Raw genomic sequence first — 17,518 nt, 5'->3', positions numbered from 1 at the left:
GAAATCCGGTAAGGATAGAAAGACGTTTGGACGTCCAAACATCCAGATTTCGGAAACGTGCAGTACAGGGAGAGACACAGATGGGATTTCACAGTGCACGCCAGGTTGAAGCACTCAACCAAAGCATCGCGGACTTGAGCGGCGACATTTCGGTCAGTTTCGAGTTCTTTCCGCCCAATAGCGAGAGCATGGAGCAAACCCTGTGGCAATCCATCGAGCGGCTCAAGGTGCTCGAGCCCAAGTTCGTTTCGGTTACCTACGGCGCCAATTCGGGCACCCGCGATCGCACTCACAAGGTGATCAAGGATATCAAGGAGCGCACCGGCCTCATCGCCGCGCCGCACCTGACCTGTATCGATGCCAGCCGTGATGAGCTGCGCACCATTGCCCGTGATTACTGGAACAGCGGGATCCGCCACATCGTTGCCCTGCGCGGTGATCTGCCGCAAGGGGTCGACAAGCCCGAGATGTACGGCGCCGATCTGGTGGCCCTGCTCAAGGCTGAAGCCGATTTCGACATTTCGGTGGCGGCCTATCCGGAAGTCCACCCGGAGGCGCGCAGCGCCCAGTCGGATCTGCTCAACCTCAAGCGCAAGATCGATGCCGGCGCCAACCGCGCCATCACCCAGTTCTTCTTCGACGTGGAGACTTACCTGCGTTTTCGGGATCGCTGCGCCGCCATCGGCATTGATGCCGAGATAGTGCCGGGCATACTGCCGGTCTCCAACTATCAGACACTGGCCAAGTTCGCCGGTTTCACCAACGTCAAGGTACCGCGCTGGATGCATCAGCGCTTTGAGGGGCTGGATAACGACCAGATGACCCGTAACTTGGTGGGAGCCAGCATCGCCATCGATCAGGTGCGGGTACTGAGTCAGGAGGGGGTGAAGGATTTCCACTTCTATACCCTGAACCGCTCCGAGCTGACCTACGCCATCTGCCATACCTTGGGGGTGCGCCCCAAGCAGGCCTGAACGCAGACGTGAAAAAGCCCCGCAGTGCGGGGCTTTTTTTATTGCAGGCAGATCAGCGCTTGCGCAACAGACGCAAGGCATTGGCGGTGACCAGGGCGGTGGCCCCGGTATCGGCCAGTACCGCCAGCCACAGGCCGGTCAGACCGAGCAGACTGGTGACCAGGAAGATCGCCTTGAGACCGAGGGCCAGGGCGATATTCTGGTGAATGTTGGCCAGCGCCGCCCGTGACAGACGGATCATGGCCGGCAGACCATGCAGCTGGCTGGTGGTCAGGGCCGCGTCGGCGGTCTCTAGCGCCACGTCGGTCCCGGAGCCCATGGCGATGCCGATGCGGGCCCGCTTCATGGCGGGGGCATCGTTGATCCCGTCCCCGACCATGGCGATCGCCCGTTGCCCGGAGAGGGCCGCGATGGCATCCACCTTGTCGGCGGGGAGCAGGCTGGCGCGGTAATCCAGGCCAAGTTGCCCGGCGATGGCCGCGGCGGCCCTCGGGTTGTCTCCGGTCAGCATCACCCCCTCAATGCCCAGTGCTTTCAGCTCGTCCAGGGCGGCGCGGGCGTCGCTGCGCAGTTGATCCTGTAGCGCCAGCAGCGCCAGCGGGCTCTCTTCGCGGGCCAGCACGATCACTGTCTTGCCTTGCTGCTCCAGGGACTGGATGCGGGCCTGGGTCGGCTCATCCAGTCCCTGCTGGTGTTGGGGGGCCAGCAGGCTCCAGCGTTTGCCATCGATGATCCCCTCGACCCCCATGCCGGGGAGGGCCCGGATCTCGCCCGCCGCGGCAGTCGTGATACCTTGTTCGGTGGCGTGGCTCACCACCGCCTGCGCCAGCGGATGATGGGAGCCGGTCTCGATGGCGGCGGCCATGGTCAGCAGGAAGGTGGCCTCTTCGGCGGAGCCCAGCACCTCGAGGTCGGTGACCGCAGGCTTGCCCAGGGTCAGGGTGCCGGTCTTGTCGAAGGCGATCATGTCAATAGCGGCCAGTTGCTCCAGTGCCGCTCCCCCTTTGATCAGCGCCCCTTGGCGGGTCGCGGCGGCCAGAGCCGAGGTGACGGCTGCCGGGGTCGAGATCACCAGGGCGCAAGGGCAGCCGATCAGCAGCAGGGCCAGGCCACGGTAAGTCCAGGTTTCCCAGTCGGCACCCAATGCCAGGGGAGGGATCAGGATGACGGCGAGGGCTACTAGCATCATGGCCGGGGTATACCAGCGGCTGAACCGGTCAATGAAGCGTTCGATCGGTGCGCGCTTGGATTCGGCCTCTTCGATGAGCTGCAATATGCGGTCGATGGCATTGTGGCCGGGTTCCGAGGTGACGCGCAGCCGGATCAGTCGATCCACGCAGAGGGAGCCGGCGGCGATCTTCTCGCCGGCGCGGCGTTCGACCGGGATCGACTCTCCGGTGAGGGCGCTCTCGTCAAAGGCGGCAAGCGAGTCGAGCAACACCGCATCGGCTGGCAGGCGTGCTCCTGGGGCCACCTCTATGATGTCGCCCGGCCGCAATTCGCTCGCCTCTACCTCTTCGCGTTGCTCATCACGTACCCGGATGGCCCGCTCTGGCACCAGCGCCATCAGGGCGGTGACACCGGCGCGGGCACGTCCGGCAGCATAGGATTCAAGCTTTTCACCGAGCATGAAGAGCAGCAGAACCATGGCGGCCTCGGCGGTCTCGCCGAGATAGAGGGCGCCGACAGCGGCGACACTCATCAGGGTTTCGATGGCAAATGGAGTGCCACTGCGTGCCAATTGCCATGCCTTACGGGTGACCGGCCACAGGCCCCACAGGGTCGCCAGGGTAAAGAGCCACTGGCCGAGTTCGGGCATCACTTGGCCAAGCAGGGTGGCCAACCCCATCATGGCGGCAAGTGAAATAATGCCTGCATTTTCACGCAGCCAGTTGGACTGAGTTGCAGAGCTGGCGGTTCGAGAGGGGCCACCACTTAGGGTAAAGCCCGCGGCACCGACCGCCTCCATGATCACGCTGGGGGAAAGAGTGGGAGCGGCATCCACAACGAGTCGCTCGGTCGCAAACAGCACGCGTGCCTGGCTGACACCGTCTAGGCGGCCCACAGCGGTCTCGATCTTGCGGGCACAACTGGGGCAGTCCATCCCGCTGACTTGCCAGCTGTGACGCTGGTTACCGGAGACGGGCGCTCGGGGGGGATCGTCGTCTTCTGTCGATGCGTCATGAACATGGCCGCTGTCATGGGGGTCATGTTCGGCGTGGGAGTGCGGTGAGGCGGTGGCATCACAGCAGTGGCTATTATGCTGATGTGCTTCGCTCTGGGTGGGCTTGGATTTGCCCGAGCAGCAGGAGTGGCTCATGGGGGGCTCCTTTGAGTGTCAGTGCTTGCTGGAGACTGTAGACCTTTGACCATAGTCCAAGGTCAAGCATGAGATTCGTAGTAGTTCACACTGTTTATCGCTCTTTGAGATTGGGAGCGCTAAGCAAGGGAAGCGGCAGGCGAAAACTGTGGCGTAGGCTGGAGAGATACACTGTCAGCCCCCTTGCGAAGACGCGTGGTCTGTTGTGGATGAGATCTCGTTGAACCGTGCGGCAGAAGTTAAGGTCATAACATTGATGATGGTCAGGGATTGGCGAGGCCAAGCCGACGCCATCGTGCGCTGAGGAGTTCTTGCTGTTACTATGTCGGGCACGGTTGTGGCAGACTGCGACCCCTTGCCTGCCAGGTCAGGCCCAGTCGGGACAACATGTAGTACCGCCAAGGCGCTGCCTGAATTGCGGGCAAGCAAACGATGAATATGGCCGGACAAGAGCCGGTTTAAAGAATGAGGTGAGAGTGAATTATGGCCAGTCGCGGCGTCAATAAAGTGATCCTGATCGGTAACCTCGGGCAAGACCCCGAGGTGCGCTACATGCCCAGTGGGGGTGCGGTGACCAACATCACCCTGGCGACTTCCGATACCTGGCGCGACAAGCAGACCGGCGAACAGAAAGAGCGGACCGAGTGGCACCGTGTCGTGTTGTTTGGCAAGTTGGCCGAGGTCGCCGGTGAGTATTTGCGTAAGGGCTCCCAAGTCTATATCGAAGGTCGTCTGCAAACTCGTAAGTGGCAGGATCAGAATGGCCAGGAGCGTTACACTACCGAGGTCGTGGTCGATATCGGTGGCAGCATGCAGATGCTGGGTGGCCGTCCGCAAGGTGGTGGTCAACCGATGAATCAGGGTGGCGGCCAGCAGCAGAGCTGGGGTCAGCCGCAGCAACCGATGCAACAGGCCAGCCGCCCGGCGGCATCGCCTAGCCCGCAGCAGCAAGGTGGTTACAACCGTCCGACCGCTCCCCAGGCTCAACCCCAGTCCGCCCCGCCGGTCTACAATGAGCCGCCGATGGACTTTGATGACGATATTCCGTTCTAGGGCCGGTTTTTTTAAAATGTAAAGCGTTTTGTAAAGCGAAATGCCTAAAAACCCCGATATTTCGGGGTTTTTTCTTTTCTGAGAATGTAAAGATTGCACATTCTGAAAGCACGCAGTATACCTTAGGAATGGGTGTATAAAAGTGTAAAGGAGTGATGCAGTGAAGCTCAGAACCGTCAACATGAAGCAGTACAATGAACGTAAGTATCTAATCGTTGATGAGAGAGGACTCCCCATCCCGAGGCTATGTGAGTTCACACTGACACACCTGTATGGTGCGGAAAAAACACAGGAGAATAATGCAAACCACCTAATCCATATCGAACGATGGGCAGCAATGCTAAAAGTAGATCTAGCGGAAATTGTTGCTGGCACAGGGTTTGCTGACACTGGCTTATACCAGAGTTTTCTCAAACATCTTGAGCATCGCTCATACGATATCAACGGAGCAAGACCCCTCCGACCAGATATTGTTAGTCCTGATTATTTCAATCAACGCCTTGATTTGGTATTGGTTTATTTTCAATTTTTAGCCGACAAAGCAATATCCAAGCGCCGTAATACTGATCCTCTATTCAGTCAAATCCCCGAGATGATGAGAAGGCTTCAAGTAAAACTAGTCAAGCTGAGAAGACCAAAGACAGCTCCAGGCCGCATTCTTGGATTGTCATTAGTCCAACAAGCAACACTGTATGACATCATGGAAATACCGAGTTCTCTTGGCTGGAATAAATCTACTCAGTTACGTAACAAGCTAATTCTTAGGTTACTTTTAGAAACAGGAATTAGAAAAAGTGAACTGCTATCACTTACTACATCAAACTGCCATACGAGCAAGCTGGTACATGGTGTTTACCCATTTATCCTGACACAACAGAATATTGAACATAACGATCCTCGTAATAGAGTGCCACGCGAGAAAACAGTTGGCAGGATTATTCCTATTTCATTTCCTCTAGCTTCACTGATTGATGAATATAAACAGGCGAGAAAATCTCTTGGCGACTCAGCCATGAAGAGCCCCTATTTACTCTTATCGACAACTAAGCCACATAATCCGCTATCAATAGCAGCATTGGATGATATTTTCTCAAGTATCAAGAATAAAATTTTAGAGTTATCAGATATTCATCCTCATAAATTAAGGCATACACTCTTTGAAAATATTGACAGAATGCTTACTAAAATGGGGATTGACGCAGCTCAACAGAAAAAGATAAAAAATAATGTTGGGGGGTGGAAGTATAACTCAGATAGTAGTCTAATATATGAAACTGGGTCAATAATGGAGCAATGCAACCTAGTTCTAAACCAACTTCACGCTGAAATGGAATTACATAGAAAAATATCATAAAAAATTGCCAAGGTGGTGGCCATGCCGACAAAAAAATTAGATAAAAACGAAATCATGTTGGTACAAATAGACCAGCATCCACAATTTTCTTATGACCCATATCCTGTAAGCCAGTCAGGCCAACAACTGGATTTAACACAAAGTAAAGTAGTTCTGGAACCGGAGAGGGAGACCCTATTCTTTGAAAAAATCTCTCCCCAACTAAGAGAGCATGCCCGTGCATGGATTTCTTATGCTTGTCATATCTACTCTAACTATGCTCTTTTCTCACAACAACATTGTTGGCGCCTACTCAAAATCCCTGACGATACTGTAGCAGAAGATATTGCCGAAAAAATACAAGAAATCTACAGAGAGCTTTTGAGCTCTGAACGTAGTCCTAGCACTAAATCTGCTTTAAGAATACTGTATAAATGGTGTGTTGAAGAGGGTCTACCACACTTTGATGAAGACTTTTATGATTACTACCTAGCCAGTATAAAGTTTGGTACAGCTGAGGGTAAGGGCCTTGATGTAATTATGGAAATTCCTGACCGTGGACCACTCACGATCAAGGAAGAACGAATCTTCATCTCCACATTAAACTCAGTTTTACCAGAGACACTCACCACCCATGAGTTACAGGGATTGGTGTCACTAAAATGTGCCCAAGTTCTTGGCATGAGAAATATCCAGGTGATGAGACTAAAGTTCTCCGACTTGCAAATCTCTGACAAAGGTGTACATACCCTAAAAGTTTTAAGGGCAAAACAAAGAGGGAGGACCAATAATAACGTTTATAAAATTCGCCCCATAACAAAAACACTTGCAAAACTAATTTCATCAATGAAATCACGTTACGAAGATATACTAGGTACAAAAATCACTGATGATTGGCCTGTAATCTCAGAGTATTACAGTCTTAGAGATGAATTAGTTAAGCAGCAAGTAAAGATAACCAAGATAACATACATCACCAATCAGTTCAGAATGGCTGTTGGATTGGACTTCAAGGTAACCAACCGTAGACTTCGTAAAACCTTCTGCTCGCGGCTAATCGCCAAGGGCACTCCTATGACTGTTGTTGCAGAACTAATGGATCATAGTGATTTACAACAGCTAGACGTTTATTATAGACAATCGCATAACGTTGCTAAAAAACTAGATGATATACTGCGAAGTCAGGCCATCGACATAATCGATGTATTTGCAGGTAAAGTTGTTACGCCCGATTATGCCTCTCAGAGAGGACAAGGAATTTTCGCCCCATCGAAAAATTTAAATCTTGTTAAAATTGGTAGCTGTGGTAGCACAACCCCATGTTCTCTTCAACCCCCACTTTCTTGTTACAACTGTTCTTCTCTAGAAGCCTTTGAAGACGTTGACCATAAGGAAGTTGTAGATACGATGGTAGAAGAAATAAAAGAAGTATTTGGTGATGCTCACGCCATAAATATTCTACAACATAAAGATTTTTTAGCTGCTCGCAAGTTTGCTGACATGTTTGATCGGGGTGAACTATGAATACCAGCCTACAATTATTACCGTCAATTGGTGTGGATTCTGATAGCAATCTGGCACAATTGGTTCACTTTTACAAAAAAAACACTCCCTTTGCAAAAATAGAAAGTTGGGAATGGGATGACATTAGCTGGGATGCTAAAGGTATTTGTAAGACTCAAGCTAGAAAATCTGGATATAATATATCAGTCAATTTTAGCAGAGATAACAAGCTCGGAAAAAAAGTTAAGTCATCATATAATGACATAAAGCCGTTTCACAATCTTGATCTATCTGATATCGCTAAATGTCATATCTCAGCATTGCAAATTGAGAAGGCGAAAGATGTAGGGACACTCAATTTCTATATTGTTGCATATCGGTATTTAGATAATGCGATGCTAAAAAGGAATATTACAGCAAGTAATCTGACTACTTATGACTTCAAAGTAGCAGAGGCTGAAGCACACGATAGGTTAGAAAGTTCTACCTTCTATCGTATTGGTCAGAAACTTGAATCCATTGCGACTTTCATTAACAAGAAGAAGCTTTCTATCCAAAAGATAGTATTCAAAAAGTCAGCTAAACGCGGTGACACGCATACCGCCAGTGATTCAAGAATCGATTTTGAGTCAACTACCAAACGGCATGAGAAGTTACCTACCCACGAAAGCCTCATCGCAGTAGCAACACTTTCTAACTCGAATCTAGAAGGTGATGATGCCCTGTTTCAGGCTATCGTAGAAATTATGTTTGCAACAGGTCTGCGATTTGATGAGGTGATCTGCTTGGATGTCGAGTGTTTACAGGCCAGGGAAGTTGAGGAGCTAAACGTCTTCACAGGCGAAATTGACATAGTATGCATTAATGAGATCCGCTATCGAGCCAAAAAAGGCGCTGCATATCAGACCAAGGCTATAGCCTCAAGCCTGCTGCCGATTCTACAAAAAGGTCTGACTAGCGCACTTGAAATATTAGCACCTGTACGTGACACGATTAAATGTGTCATTAATGGAAAATACGACTTCTTCCCAATTATCACCGAAGATTGTGAGCTGTTTGTCACTGACATTTGGGAAAGATTAAACTGGTCATCACGTTCAAATCTATTATCCTATCTAAAGAAAAGAAATGTTAATCTGACTAATAAACTGAATCCAAATACAGGTAAAAATGCGGCCGCATTCCACTCAGTAGACTTAAAGGAAAAAACATTTTCATTAGCGAAGAAGTCTATCGATGAATTATGGAAACAGATGTCAGTGTTAAGTGTGGCTGATTGCCCAGATAAACTAATATTTGTTACCCAACATCAGCGCCATCATTCTGATAAGAGCACAGAGCCCTGGGAATTCACAATGATAACGCATACTCAGATATCAGACTATATTTCAGGTCGCCCTGAACTTGGTATCAAAAATATATTTGAACGCAAACATCTGTGCTATCAAGGTGAACAAATCCGGCTGACATCACATCAATTTCGTCACTTTCTAGGCACTATGCTGGAGATCTCAGATTCAGTAACTCCTATAGAGGTTGCTCGCTACTTTGGGCGAAAGTATACTCCAGACAATATAGCCTATGACCACACTAATCCAGCTAAAAGAGTCATGGATAACGCAGACATACTCTTTGCCGCCTCAAATATAACACCAGAGCAAGCAAAAGAGGCATCAGTGATCTTTACGCTGGTTGATCGTGATGAGGTTCTTGAAACGATAGAAGACATTGGCACAACACTTATCACTGCAATTGGCTTATGTAAACATGACTATAGTGACTCTCCATGTGGAAAATACTATGCATGCGTCCGTGGGTGCTCTGAGTATTATCGTATAAAAGGAAAACAAGGAGAGATAATTCATTTACAAAAACTTCAAGATGAACAAGAAACTCGAATTCAGCATGTTAAGGCAGCTGTTGACGCAGAATATCATGGCTCCAATAACTGGCTACGTTCTCATGAAGAGCTATTAAATGGTTGTCGTATAGCCCTCGCTATTGAGCAGGATAATTCAATTTCAGATGGCGAACGAGTGCAAGTTTTTCCTAATGGTAATAATGGGTGTGTTGCAATATGAAAAAAGAACAGAAACAAATTACAGCTGCACTAGAGCAAGACTTCTGCAAACTCATCGTAATCCTAGCTGCCCGCAGTGGGAGGAATAAGGTCACCTGGAAGGAACTAGAACAGGAGACAGGGTTTACTCGGCAAGCATTGTCCAAAAAAGAATCTATTGTTAAGGCTTATAAAGAAGCCAATCAAAGTAGCAACATAATAGAAAATATCGGCAGGCGTGCAGAAGAAACCCAATCAAAACTTGATAAAGTGAAAGAGGAAAATATCAAGTTAAAAAAACTATTAGCTGACTATGATGAGACTTTTGTTCGCTGGTTCGCCAATGCAACAAGTCATGGTATGTCCATTGAGGAGTTGGAAGCACCGCTCCCACACTCTATGAAGACAAAAGCTAGATTGAAAGATCTTAAAAAATGAATAGAGCATTCAGTATTAGTCGTGAACTGGAAGATTTCGATCTCGATAGAATGCATGCCAAGGCGCGTGAAAATCTAGTTAAGGTGGCAAATTTGGTCGGGCCACTTGACCTTGCTGAATGGCAAAACTTCATAGAAAATGGCAGTTTAAATGCAACTGCAATAATAAAAGAGATTGGCATATCTCGCTCTAGCTATTACCAAAACAAATACATTGTTGCGTACCTTAAAAGTAAGGCTCAATGGCTAGCTGAACAGAATACCTTACAGGAGCTGCCCTACCAGGCTCGGGATACTTCAAAAACACCCGCAAATCGATACAGCCCGCTAGAAAAGAGCATTCAAGAGAAAGATAAAATGATTCGCCAATTACAGCTACGGGTTGCAGAACTAGAATCTCATCTAGAAGGATTGAAGCAGGAATATAAATCTCTTCAATCAAATTCACATCGAGATCAGCATCGCATGGAATTGCTAGAAATATTTAAGCGGGTGCCAAGATGAATGACTTCGGGCAAGAGAGGTTTTTCCGCATCACAAGATCACCATATTCATCCAGAAAAGGTCGATCATTTCATGCTGTACAGATAGATCCTGACACTCTACGTAACTGCAATTACAAGCAGAACTACATCATTCACATAAATGAACATAACAGTGAGCGCCTATCACTAATATTGGCAAAGGGTGCATTGGTTAAATTAGCTGTCAAAAAGCAGTATAGTAGACGAGTAGAGCACGGAGGTATTCTCACTGTAATCACCCCTCAATACCTAGACCTTATTAGGCCATCAGGGGAGCAGATCGCACTTATGTTAGGCAGTCACACCAGATTTAAAGGTGTTGGCCCAGTGAAAGCCCGTAAATTATGGTCTACATTTGGTGAGTCCCTATTTGAAATATTGGATAATGGGGATATTGTAAGCCTGCGTAAGATATTAAGTGAAAACACTGCAAAAAATACTGCCGATGCATGGCGTAGCTATATAAATATTAATGCTATGCGATTCTGCAATGCAAATTTAGGCTTATCAGTATCAACCTCATTTTTGGTATCAGATTATTATCAACAGGAAACCATAAGTAAGATAAGCGAAGATCCTTACCGATTATTAGCATTTGGTGTTGATTTTAATGAATGTGATCGGATCTCACTGGCTCTAGGCTTTCAATTGGACGCTCCTATTAGGTTCGCAGCAGCAGCCGAGGAGGCGTTGTACTGTCATCTTTCTAACGGGAGTACATTAGCAACACGATATGATTTAGATATATGGCTGAAACAACTCTTGCATATCCCAATGAATCCAGAAAAAACAGAGTGCTATGTTAATCAAGCATTCGCACTCGCCACATCGTGTGAAAATATCCTTGAGGTTGGTGATAATGAATTACAGAGCGCAGGTGCTTTCACCATGGAAGCATATGTTGCTCAGCGATTGGTGAACCTCATCACAACCCCGAGTAAATTATCTCTCGATGAAAAAAGGATAAACTTCTATATCAATCAATACGAAAGTAAAAAGTGCTTTCACTTAAGCTCTCTTCAAAAAGAAGCTATCTTTGGGGCTATAAAACATCGTTTTCTAATTATTAATGGTGGTGCAGGTGTAGGTAAAACTACATTATTAGATGCGCTTTATTCAGTGCTTCATAAGTTAGATATAATACCAGTACAAGTCGCACTTGCAGGCAAAGCAGCAAAAAGGATGGCAGAGGCAACAAATCAAGAGGCTTATACTATCGCAAGATTTATTAGAAATTTCAATGCTAAAGATTATGAAGGCAGACAACTTGTTATTGTTGTCGATGAAAGCTCAATGGTAGACTTACCTAGTATGTACCGCCTATTGAGATGTGTTCCTAATTCTGCACATGTAATCATGTTAGGCGATATTGGGCAGCTCCCACCTGTAGATTTTGGTCTTGTTTTCCATGAACTGGTGCCAATGCACGACATTCCCAAAATCACATTAACAGAGGTTCGTCGGCAAGATAGACTCTCAAATATTCCGGCTATCTCAGCCGCTATCCGTAATGGTGTTCTTCCAACATTTAGCTACGATGATGTCGTCCATATTGATATAAATGGAACTAATGCAATTCAAAGGAGAGCAGTCTCAATATATTTAGAAAAACCTGATGAAACACAAATAATTTGCGCTACAACCAAAATGGTTAATGATATAAATAAACGCTGCGTAGCATTTAATAAAAGCAAGCCATTAAGAGTATTCATAGAAGAAGTAAATCGATATTTAGATACTGAGTTTAAACTACATGACAAAGTAATGTGCTGCTCCAACCTTTACGACCATGACCTGATGAATGGTTCCACAGGACACATTTGCCAAGTTTACAACGTAATGAAAATTCTAAAGAATGATGACAACGATGAATCTTTGACTAGCTTTGGTAAGATACTGTGGGATGACGGCATAGAACGAGAGATCTCGTTGGATATAATCAATGCCCTTCGCCATGCTTATGCTATGACAATTCACAAGAGTCAGGGTTCACAGTTTAAACAAGTCATCATTGTTCTGGATAAGGCCCCAAACATTGATCGAACAATGTGTTATACCGCGATTACACGAGCCGTAGAAAAGGTCTACTTGATCGGGCCTTTGAATATTCTGAGCCAAGCTCTAACGCATGAGTCAGCAAGCAAACGAAATGTTGATCTTGGACATAAGGTGAAGGCGTTGCTATTAAAAAAATAGCAGGCCTTCCTTTAGCTATTGGTGAATAGCTACCCAGAGTTTGAGTCACTTATCATATCAAAGACCGATTCTGAGCGAACGGGTTCAGGCAATAACCCCATGTTCAATCCGACCAATGAGATCGACCACGGCTTGGACACCGCTTGGTGTAGTCAAGATATTCATAGGTATCTCACCTCCCAGCCCTTTTGCAGGGCAATGTAACCAAGCCATAGCCATAGCCATAGCCATAGCAAGATCATCATTGTGTAGCGAGATTGTTGCATCAAGTGCTTGTATTACACTGTATACTCTAGACCCTTGCTCAGGAGTTAGAGGAGTTCCATTCTTTAGTTTACGGGTTATGGTCCTTTTGCTAATACCAACAAGATGACAGATTGTCTTCATATCAGACCTGACAGATTCAACAAGCCTTATAATAATCTCAGGGGGAATTCCTGCAACAATCCATGAATGAACACTCAATGGGTCGGAAGGAATACCTAGAGACATGACAAGTCGTGCACAATGGGGCTTCACATGCCCCTGATTATATGCTGAGTAAGTCATAATGCTCATGTTCTCATTGCAAGATATAGTCTTAAAAGTAGCGATAAAATTCTTCACTGGAAAGCACATCGGTACACTCGATGATCCTCCGTAGGCAACCGAGCGTTAGGTCTTCTCACAGTGGCGACCAGAACCAGCCCGTGAAGTTCAGGTGTTTCCCACAGGTGCGACCTGAACCAGCCCGTAAAGTTCAGGTGTTTCCCACAGTGGCGACCTGAACCAGCCCGTGAAGTTCAGGTGTTTCCCACAGTGGCGACCTGAACCAGCCCGTGAAGTTCAGGTGTTTCCCACAGTAGCGGCCTGCACCAGCCCGAGAAGTTCAGGTGTTTCCCATATTGAAGTCATATCGACCTCCCACTCGCACCACAAAGTTCAGGCATTTCCCGTAGTGGCGACCTGAACCAGCCCGTAAAGTTCAGGTGTTTCCCACAGTGGCGACCTGAACCAGCCCGTGAAGTTCAGGTGTTTCCCACAGTGGCGACCTGAACCAGCCCGTGAAGTTCAGGTGTTTCCCACAGTAGCGGCCTGCACCAGCCCGAGAAGTTCAGGTGTTTCCCATATTGAAGTCATATCGACCTCCCACTCGCACCACAAAGTTCAGGCATTTCCCGTAGTGGCGACCTGAACCAGCCCGTGAAGTTCAGGTGTTTCCCACAGTAGCGACCTGAACCAGCCCGAGAAGTTCAGGTGTTTCCCATATTGAAGTCATATCGACCTCCCACTCGCACCACAAAGTTCAGGCATTTCCCGTAGTGGCGACCTGAACCAGCCCATGAAGTTCAGGTGTTTCCCACAGTAGCGACCTGAACCAGCCCGTGAAGTTCAGGTGTTTCCCACAGTGGCGACCTGAATCGGCCCATGAAGTTCAGGTGTTTCCCACAATAGCGACTTGAACCAGTTCATGAAGTTCAGGTGTTTCCCACAGTAGCGACCTGAACCAGCCCGAGAAGTTCAGGTGTTTCCCATAGTAGCGACTTGAACCAGCTCATGAAGTTCAGGTGTTTCCCACAGTAGCGATCTGAACCAGCCCGAGAAGTTCAGGTGTTTCCCATATTGAAGTCATATCGACCTCCCACTCACACCACAAAGTTCAGGTATTTCCCATAGTGGCTATCTGAACCAGTCAGGGAAGTTCAGCTGCCCCATATTGAAGTCATATCGACCTCCCACTCGCACCACAAAGTTCAGGCATTTCCCGTAGTGGCGACCTGAACCAGCCCGTGAAGTTCAGGTGTTTCCCACAGTAGCGACCTGAACCAGCCCGTGAAGTTCAGGTGTTTCCCACAGTGGCGACCTGAATCGGCCCATGAAGTTCAGGTGTTTCCCACAGTAGCGACCTGAACCAGCCCGTGAAGTTCAGGTGTTTCCCACAGTGGCGACCTGAATCGGCCCATGAAGTTCAGGTGTTTCCCACAGTAGCGACTTGAACCAGTTCATGAAGTTCAGGTGTTTCCCACAGTAGCGACCTGAACCAGCCCGAGAAGTTCAGGTGTTTCCCATAGTAGCGACTTGAACCAGCTCATGAAGTTCAGGTGTTTCCCACAGTAGCGATCTGAACCAGCCCGAGAAGTTCAGGTGTTTCCCATATTGAAGTCATATCGACCTCCCACTCACACCACAAAGTTCAGGTATTTCCCATAGTGGCTATCTGAACCAGTCAGGGAAGTTCAGCTGCCCCATATAGAGACCCTATCGACCCCTGGCGCACTACAAAGTTCAGGTATTTCCCATAGTGGCAACCTGAACCAGCCAGGGAAGTTCAGCTATTCCCCATATTGAGGTCATATCAACGGCCTTTCGCGATGGAAGCTGTGCGGTATACCGATGTACCTACGTTTGTGATCTTGAAAGCCCAGGATCATCGTCGGGAAAGGAACGATTCCGCACACCTCATCCATGCGGGCATTCTGGTCAATACAGGATAGAATATACAAAACTTAGCCTATAGAGGGTTGTTAGCTGTTCAGCTAATGATACGATAAGGCCTAAACATTAGCTGAAAAGGCGTTTTTTGCTGTACAGCTAATAATGCTATGGGGGCTAAGGTTATGGAACGTTACTCACATCATTCGGGGTTCGAATTCGAAAGGCAGATGTTGGATGCACTGGTTGAGGCTCTTGCTGGGGCATTCGGCCCTGAAGCCTCGGTGCACAATGCTTCGCACGAGCTTCGTGGGGTTGGGGTTGAGCTTGATGGCATGATCGAGATAAAGGCTCCGAGTAAAACCCTACTGGTATTCGTCGAAGTCAAAAGAGAGGTCTATCCAAGAGACTTAAGAAATGCAGTGTACCAGCTCCACAGGCGCATACGCGACACTCATCATAGTCACGACGCGATTGGATTGCTCGCGGCAGGCGTACTAAGCTCAGGGGCTAAGCAGGAGCTTAGGGAACAGAATATCGCCTCATTCGAACTAGGAGGCAGCCTTTATCTAAAGCACGACGGCTGGCTCATCAATATTGAAAAGCCTTCTCACCGTACCAAAAAGAACACCCAGGGCATTGCTCTTTTCACTGGAGCTCGTGAAAGTGTAATCCACTCGCTTCTGATGAATAGTCATGGGTGGCTAACTGGTAGAGAGCTGGCCGAGCAAGCCGAAACTTCTGCGTACACCTGCTCTCTTGTGTTGCAGGAACTGACGTTACGTGAATGGGTGAAATCTACTGGTGGAGGACCTAGCAAGCGTAGAATGCTCACTCACCCTGATAAGCTTTTGGACGCTTGGTCTGAGCAGTGGCGGCATCGCAAAGAACAGAAGTCGAAGTGGTACACCTTTGTCGAAAATCCCAAACACCTGTTAGCTCATCTGGCAGAACGGATAGACCATCAGAAGGTGGATTATCCGTGGGCGTTCACAGGTGCTGCTGCCGCCAATATTCTTGCACCGTTGCTGACCAGTACTGAAGGAGCGGAGATCATTGTGCCCAAGGGCTACGCGGATAGAATGGCTGACGTGCTAGGCCTGAAGCCAGTCAGCAAAGGGGCAAACGTCACACTTATCGAGCGCGAACCCGCGAGTTTGCTTTACCGGGATGTGAGCCCAAACCACCCTATTTTTTTCGCAAGTCCTTACATTCTGTACTTGGACTTATTGGATGGCCGAGGCCGCAATAAAGAACTGGCGGAACATATCAGAGAACAATTGGAGTCTTTATGGCAACGGGATTGAAGCCTCGTACAGCGGCTGGATATAGTCAAGACGTTACATCGGCGTGCGAGATGACACTGCTCACACTGCTAAGCGCCTTTGGACATCTGAAGGAAACCCTAAGACTTGTCGGCGGCCTGGTTCCTCGTTATCTCACTCCAGAGAACCTACCCGATGTTCCGATGCATGCGGGGACTTCGGACGTGGACATAGTATTAAACCTAGAGGTGCTGGCAGCTGACAACGAATACGCTAGCCTTGCGGATCAGCTAAAAGCTCGGGGCTTCATCAGGTGGGTCGAAGAGGGAAAGCCCGCATCTTGGCGCTGGCGTCGCAAGGTCGATGACCATATAGAAGTAGTCGTTGAACTTCTACGAGATGCCGGTGCAGAGGAACCTGGCAGGACCATCAGCGTCGATGGGGAAAGAGTATCGGCGCTCACCATTAAGCATGCCCGAATCGTCCACGACTGGTATCAGGAGAAGATAGTTTCTGCCCAGCTCCTGGGTGGTGATGGTCTATCAGTGGATACTGTGCGATTTGCGGACGTGCCAGCATTTGTAATTTTGAAAGCTCTGGCTCTGGATCAGCGTCAGGAGAGGAAGGATGCCGCTGACCTAATTCATGTGATCCAATACTCAGGCTCGGTAAAGGAAGTCGCAGCTCTATTCGTTGAACGCATCCGTTCACAACAGCATCAAGAGGCAATGCAAGATGGGTTAGCAGCGTTAGCGAGACGTTTCGGGGACGACGAGCATGGTGAAGGCTATGAGAAGGTGGGGGCTGTTGCCTACGCACGCTTCCACGGTGGAGACAACGAAGATGAGCTTGTTGGTCGTCAGCGTTTTGCCGCAGGGTTAGTCCAAAGCTTACTGGCCGAAGTTGAGAGGCAACGGGTAATATAAGGAAAGTGCGAATAAGTACCTCTTGCGCAAAAACTGAAACTTAGTCATTTAATATCAATTAGTTATGGTGGAGTGTTTTTGTGTCAAGTGACTTGTTAGCACCTTCCCTAGAACTACAAAGCTCAGGTGTTTCCCACAATGTTAACGCTCATAATTCAGCAACTACCTCAGTACTCAACGATAAAATCGCGTGGCATACGTCATAGATCATCTAGCGATACGCTGACCTTATCGAGTAGGGCCATGCGTTCATCGGCGATACGATTAAGCTCAGCGTCTTCGGCTAGTTCTATATAGTAAGCAAAGAGCTCTGGTGGCACGCAGTAGAAGGCTGGTTCGTTGTGCTTGAGGATAGCAACGGCAGAACCATTGCCTTTTTTGACAGTGCCCATGGGGTTGCGTTTCAGTTCGGTAATGCTGGCCGCCGCAGCGGAGAGAATCTGGTAGCTCATGTTCGGTTCCTACTCGTTTTGGCATTAATTATTGTGGGGTTCTAGGGATTTTCCGTCCAAAAAC

The 17,518-nt window shown here is 48.3% G+C and carries 13 protein-coding genes; 10 read left to right on the top strand and 3 right to left on the bottom strand.

Features of this window, described 5'->3' with window-relative positions:
- Positions 1 to 80: 80 nt before the first annotated feature.
- A complete protein-coding gene (metF, locus tag FE240_RS15770; protein WP_042044566.1) occupies positions 81 to 974 on the top strand; it encodes a methylenetetrahydrofolate reductase in 894 nt (297 codons plus the stop codon).
- 52 nt (positions 975 to 1,026) lie between these two features.
- Here the strand turns inward: metF and FE240_RS15765 are convergent, their stop codons facing one another.
- Positions 1,027 to 3,294, bottom strand: a complete 2,268-nt coding sequence (locus tag FE240_RS15765; protein ID WP_193002252.1) for a zinc/cadmium/mercury/lead-transporting ATPase — start codon at positions 3,292 to 3,294, stop codon at positions 1,027 to 1,029.
- Positions 3,295 to 3,777: 483 nt separating this feature from the next.
- Here FE240_RS15765 and FE240_RS15760 point away from each other — a divergent pair, with 483 nt between their 5' ends.
- The 7 genes from FE240_RS15760 (at position 3,778) to FE240_RS15730 (ending at position 12,399) form a co-directional block, all read left to right on the top strand.
- The gene (locus FE240_RS15760) at positions 3,778 to 4,347 is read left to right on the top strand and encodes a single-stranded DNA-binding protein (RefSeq protein ID WP_193002250.1); all 570 of its coding nucleotides are present in this window, start codon (positions 3,778 to 3,780) and stop codon (positions 4,345 to 4,347) included.
- Between the two features lie 160 nt (positions 4,348 to 4,507).
- On the top strand, positions 4,508 to 5,701 hold the full coding sequence (locus FE240_RS15755) for a tyrosine-type recombinase/integrase (RefSeq protein WP_143236977.1): 1,194 nt from the start codon (positions 4,508 to 4,510) through the stop codon (positions 5,699 to 5,701).
- Positions 5,702 to 5,722: 21 nt separating this feature from the next.
- The gene (locus FE240_RS15750) at positions 5,723 to 7,204 is read left to right on the top strand and encodes a site-specific integrase (protein ID WP_134997597.1); all 1,482 of its coding nucleotides are present in this window, start codon (positions 5,723 to 5,725) and stop codon (positions 7,202 to 7,204) included.
- Positions 7,201 to 9,264, top strand: a complete 2,064-nt coding sequence (locus tag FE240_RS15745; RefSeq protein WP_226798857.1) for an integrase — start codon at positions 7,201 to 7,203, stop codon at positions 9,262 to 9,264. The genes FE240_RS15750 and FE240_RS15745 overlap by 4 nt, the downstream gene beginning before the upstream one ends.
- Complete coding sequence (locus tag FE240_RS15740; RefSeq protein ID WP_134997596.1) at positions 9,261 to 9,680, top strand: hypothetical protein; 420 nt, start codon at positions 9,261 to 9,263, stop codon at positions 9,678 to 9,680. The genes FE240_RS15745 and FE240_RS15740 overlap by 4 nt, the downstream gene beginning before the upstream one ends.
- On the top strand, positions 9,677 to 10,183 hold the full coding sequence (locus FE240_RS15735) for a hypothetical protein (RefSeq protein WP_134997595.1): 507 nt from the start codon (positions 9,677 to 9,679) through the stop codon (positions 10,181 to 10,183). The genes FE240_RS15740 and FE240_RS15735 overlap by 4 nt, the downstream gene beginning before the upstream one ends.
- Positions 10,180 to 12,399, top strand: coding sequence for an AAA family ATPase (locus tag FE240_RS15730; RefSeq protein ID WP_134997594.1), 2,220 nt, complete (start codon positions 10,180 to 10,182; stop codon positions 12,397 to 12,399). The genes FE240_RS15735 and FE240_RS15730 overlap by 4 nt, the downstream gene beginning before the upstream one ends.
- Positions 12,400 to 12,483: 84 nt before the next feature.
- Here FE240_RS15730 and FE240_RS15725 read toward each other — a convergent pair whose 3' ends face one another.
- Positions 12,484 to 12,957, bottom strand: coding sequence for an antitoxin Xre/MbcA/ParS toxin-binding domain-containing protein (locus FE240_RS15725; RefSeq protein WP_226798855.1), 474 nt, complete (start codon positions 12,955 to 12,957; stop codon positions 12,484 to 12,486).
- Positions 12,958 to 15,041: 2,084 nt separating this feature from the next.
- Between FE240_RS15725 and FE240_RS15720 the strand changes: the two genes are divergently transcribed.
- Entirely contained in the window at positions 15,042 to 16,118 is a 1,077-nt protein-coding gene (locus tag FE240_RS15720; protein ID WP_221933462.1) for a type IV toxin-antitoxin system AbiEi family antitoxin, read from the top strand.
- Between the two features lie 50 nt (positions 16,119 to 16,168).
- Positions 16,169 to 17,002 carry a hypothetical protein gene (locus tag FE240_RS15715; protein WP_223933913.1) on the top strand — a complete coding sequence of 278 codons (834 nt, stop codon included), beginning with the start codon at positions 16,169 to 16,171 and terminating at the stop codon, positions 17,000 to 17,002.
- Positions 17,003 to 17,202: 200 nt separating this feature from the next.
- Here the strand turns inward: FE240_RS15715 and FE240_RS15710 are convergent, their stop codons facing one another.
- Positions 17,203 to 17,454, bottom strand: a complete 252-nt coding sequence (locus tag FE240_RS15710) for a plasmid stabilization protein (protein ID WP_134996526.1) — start codon at positions 17,452 to 17,454, stop codon at positions 17,203 to 17,205.
- Positions 17,455 to 17,518 lie beyond the last annotated feature (64 nt).

It is taken from the genome of Aeromonas simiae, from assembly GCF_014892695.1.
Taxonomy (GTDB): Bacteria; Pseudomonadota; Gammaproteobacteria; order Enterobacterales; family Aeromonadaceae; genus Aeromonas; species Aeromonas simiae.
This window is presented reverse-complemented; position numbering and strand designations above follow the sequence as displayed.

Bases quoted from the DNA above. Each gene is read 5' to 3' on its own strand.
- metF (WP_042044566.1), top strand. From the start codon at position 81: ATGGGATTTCACAGTGCACGCCAGGTTGAAGCACTCAACCAAAGCATC.
- FE240_RS15765 (WP_193002252.1), bottom strand. From the start codon at position 3,294: ATGAGCCACTCCTGCTGCTCGGGCAAATCCAAGCCCACCCAGAGCGAA.
- FE240_RS15760 (WP_193002250.1), top strand. From the start codon at position 3,778: ATGGCCAGTCGCGGCGTCAATAAAGTGATCCTGATCGGTAACCTCGGG.
- FE240_RS15750 (WP_134997597.1), top strand. From the start codon at position 5,723: ATGCCGACAAAAAAATTAGATAAAAACGAAATCATGTTGGTACAAATA.
- FE240_RS15745 (WP_226798857.1), top strand. From the start codon at position 7,201: ATGAATACCAGCCTACAATTATTACCGTCAATTGGTGTGGATTCTGAT.
- FE240_RS15740 (WP_134997596.1), top strand. From the start codon at position 9,261: ATGAAAAAAGAACAGAAACAAATTACAGCTGCACTAGAGCAAGACTTC.
- FE240_RS15735 (WP_134997595.1), top strand. From the start codon at position 9,677: ATGAATAGAGCATTCAGTATTAGTCGTGAACTGGAAGATTTCGATCTC.
- FE240_RS15730 (WP_134997594.1), top strand. From the start codon at position 10,180: ATGAATGACTTCGGGCAAGAGAGGTTTTTCCGCATCACAAGATCACCA.
- FE240_RS15725 (WP_226798855.1), bottom strand. From the start codon at position 12,957: ATGAGCATTATGACTTACTCAGCATATAATCAGGGGCATGTGAAGCCC.
- FE240_RS15720 (WP_221933462.1), top strand. From the start codon at position 15,042: ATGTTGGATGCACTGGTTGAGGCTCTTGCTGGGGCATTCGGCCCTGAA.
- FE240_RS15715 (WP_223933913.1), top strand. From the start codon at position 16,169: ATGACACTGCTCACACTGCTAAGCGCCTTTGGACATCTGAAGGAAACC.
- FE240_RS15710 (WP_134996526.1), bottom strand. From the start codon at position 17,454: ATGAGCTACCAGATTCTCTCCGCTGCGGCGGCCAGCATTACCGAACTG.